2 protein-coding genes and 1 pseudogene are annotated in these 2993 nt (G+C 73.0%); all 3 read left to right on the top strand.

What is annotated here, in order from left to right; genetic code table 11:
• Window positions 1-826: pseudogene (locus BGM09_RS06105) on the top strand (hypothetical protein); the annotation flags it as partial.
• Window positions 827-971: 145 nt separating this feature from the next.
• The gene (locus tag BGM09_RS06100) at window positions 972-1973 is read left to right on the top strand and encodes a GDP-mannose 4,6-dehydratase (RefSeq protein WP_188280386.1); all 1002 of its coding nucleotides are present in this window, start codon (window positions 972-974) and stop codon (window positions 1971-1973) included.
• 89 nt (window positions 1974-2062) lie between these two features.
• Window positions 2063-2776, top strand: a complete 714-nt coding sequence (locus tag BGM09_RS06095) for a sugar phosphate nucleotidyltransferase (RefSeq protein WP_188280385.1) — start codon at window positions 2063-2065, stop codon at window positions 2774-2776.
• Window positions 2777-2993: the final 217 nt, after the last annotated feature.

The raw sequence follows: 2993 nt of genomic DNA, 5'->3' as shown, positions 1-2993 counted from the left end.
CCTCGCCACCGCGCTCCGCACCGCCCTGACCGGCGAGCCGCCCGAGCGCGGGCCCGCCAAGCCACCGCGCGAGCCCTGGCGCAGGCGGGTGCGCGCCGGCCGCGGCACCCCACTGCTGTCTCGGGCACACCGGTTCAGCCGCAGAACGGCCGGGACCGCCGGGACCGCCCAGACCCGTACGGACCCCCGCACCGGATTCGTCTCCTCGCTCCGGACCCTGCCGGAGGCGGCCCGACTGCTGTGGCGGGCCGACGACGGCGTCACCGACGCCAAGGGCCTGTCGCCGTATCTGTCGCTGCCGCACGGGGTGGCGGGGCTCGCGGGCGGCGCGCTGGTGGTCGCGGCGGCGCTCACCGGGGAGTTCGTGGCCGCGCTCACGGTGAGCATGGGCGTCGCCGAATGGCTGCTCTTCCGCTTCCGCAGCCGGTGTCTGACCGCGCTGCGCAGGACGACCGTGCACGAGCGGCTGCTTGCCAGGTCGTGGCGGGTGCTGGCGGGCTGTCTCGTGCTCTACGCCGTCGCGCTGGCCGGGCTCGCGGCCGTCGAGGCGGCGGTCGTGCCCGGCGCCGCCGCCTGGAGCCCGGCGCATCTGTCGGTGCTGCTGGCCCTCGGCGGCACGCTGTGGCTGTCGCTGCTCCTCCAGTCCTGCGGCCGTGCGTGGACGGGGAGTTACGTGCTCGCCGCCGCCGTCCTGACGGCGGTCGTGCTGCTGGCCGCGCACACCGCGCCGGCCGGGACCGTGCTCGGCCTGGTCTGCGCGGGAGCCGCCGCCGTCCTGCTCACGGCGGCCTTCACGATGACCGGCCGTGTGACCACCCACCGCTGACCCCGCACCCGCGGCCCGCACACCCGCACCCCGCACCCCGCACCTCGCACCTCGCACCTCGCACCTCGCACCTCGCACCCGCAGCTCGCACCACGACCTCCGACCTCACCGCTCCAACCGACCCTCCGCAGAAGGAGATTCATCCGTGTCCACCGAGACACCCGTCGCCGTCACCGGCGCGGAAGGCTTCATCGGCTCGCACCTGGTGGAGGCGCTGGTCGCCTCCGGGCGCCGCGTCCGCGCGATGGTGCAGTACAACTCGTTCTCGTCCCACGGCTGGCTCGACGTGCTCGCGCCCGACGTCCTGGACCGGGTCGAGGTGGTCCTCGGCGACGTCCGCGACTCCGGTTCCGTACGGGATCTGGTCGCCGATAGCGACACCGTCTACCACCTGGCCGCGCTGATCGCGATCCCGTACTCGTACCGCGCACCGCGCAGCTACGTGGACACCAATGTGTCCGGCACCCTCAACGTGCTCGAAGCCGTGCGGGAGTTCGGCATCCCGCGGCTGGTGCACACCTCCACCAGCGAGACGTACGGCACCGCGCGGACCGTACCGATCACCGAGGACCACCCGATCGTCACGCAGTCGCCGTACGCCGCGTCGAAGGCGGGCGGGGACCGGTTGGCGGACAGCTACCACGCCAGCTTCGAGACGCCGGTGGTGACGCTGCGGCCGTTCAACACCTTCGGGCCGCGGCAGTCGATGCGCGCGGTGATCCCGACGGTGATCGGCCAGGTCGCGGCGGGCGAGCGGGAGGTGACGCTCGGGGACCTGCGGCCGACCAGGGACTTCAGCTACGTCAAGGACACCGCCGCGGCCTTCGTCGCGGTCGGCACCGCGCCCGCCGAGAAGGTGGTCGGCCGGACCTTCAACGCCGGTACGGGCGGCGAGATCTCGGTCGGCGACCTGGTGCGGCTGATCGGCGAGCTGATGGACACCGAGCTGCTGGTCCGCGAGGACGCGCAGCGGCTGCGGCCCGCCGGTTCCGAGGTCATGCGGCTGGTCTGCGACGCGACCCGGCTGCGCGAGGCCACCGGATGGCGACCGGCGCACAGTCTGGAGGACGGGCTGGCGCACACCATCGACTTCTTCCGCGACCCGGCCCACCTGGCCCGTTACAAGACCACCGCCTACAACGTCTGACGCTGCCTCACCAGCGCCGCGCCGGACACCTGTTGACCACTTTCATCGCAGCAGCGAACCGCTGACATCCAACCGCAGGGGGGACCACCATGCACGCAGTCATTCTCGCCGGGGGCAAAGGCGTGAGGCTCCGGCCGTACACCACCGCGCTGCCCAAGCCGCTGGTGCCGATCGGTGACAGCCACGCGATCCTGGAGATCGTGATGCGCCAGCTCGCGGGCTTCGGCTTCCGCCGCTGCACCATCGCCATCGGCCACCTCGGCAACATCATCCGCGCGTACGTCGGCGACGGCTCCCAGTGGGGCATCGAGGTCGACTACGTCACCGAGGACAGTCCGCTGGGCACAATGGGGCCGCTGCTGACGATGATCGACCAACTCCCCGAGCACTTCCTGGTGATGAACGGCGACGTGCTCACCGACCTCGACTTCTCCGCCGTGCTCGACCAGCACCGCGGCACCGGCGCGCCGCTCACCATCGCCACCTACGCCCGTACCGTGAACATCGACTTCGGGGTGCTCAGCACCGACGACGGGCGGGTGGTCGCCTTCACCGAGAAGCCGAGCATGGACTACCGGGTGTCGATGGGGGTGTACGGGGTCTCCCGGAGCACGCTCCTGCGCTACACCCCCGGTCTGCCGCTGGGCTTCGACGAGGTGGTGCTCGATCTGCTGGCCGCGGGTGAGGAGCCGCGGGCCTTCGACTTCGACGGCTACTGGCTCGACATCGGCCGCCCCGACGACTACGACCGGGCGAACGCCGAATTCAGCAGCCGTCGCGGCCTGTTGCTCAAGGGGGCGTGAGGGGACATGACGCGGACGCGGATTCTCGTACTGGGCTGTGGCGGTTTCCTGGGCTCCCGGGTGACCGCGCGGCTCCAGGGGACGCCCGGTGCGCGGATCCTGCGCGGCGGGCGGGGCGCGGGGGACGGCGCCAAGGGCGGCGCGGGGGGGGGGGGGGGGGGGGGGGGGGGGGGGGGGGGGGGGGGGGGGGGGGGGGGGGGGGGGGGGGGGGGGGGGG

Origin of the sequence: Streptomyces sp. CBMA29 (genome assembly GCF_014596445.1) — a bacterium.
Taxonomy (GTDB): Bacteria; Actinomycetota; Actinomycetes; order Streptomycetales; family Streptomycetaceae; genus Actinacidiphila.
The sequence above is the reverse complement of the archived record's forward strand: the minus strand, read 5'-3'. Positions and strand labels throughout refer to the sequence as shown.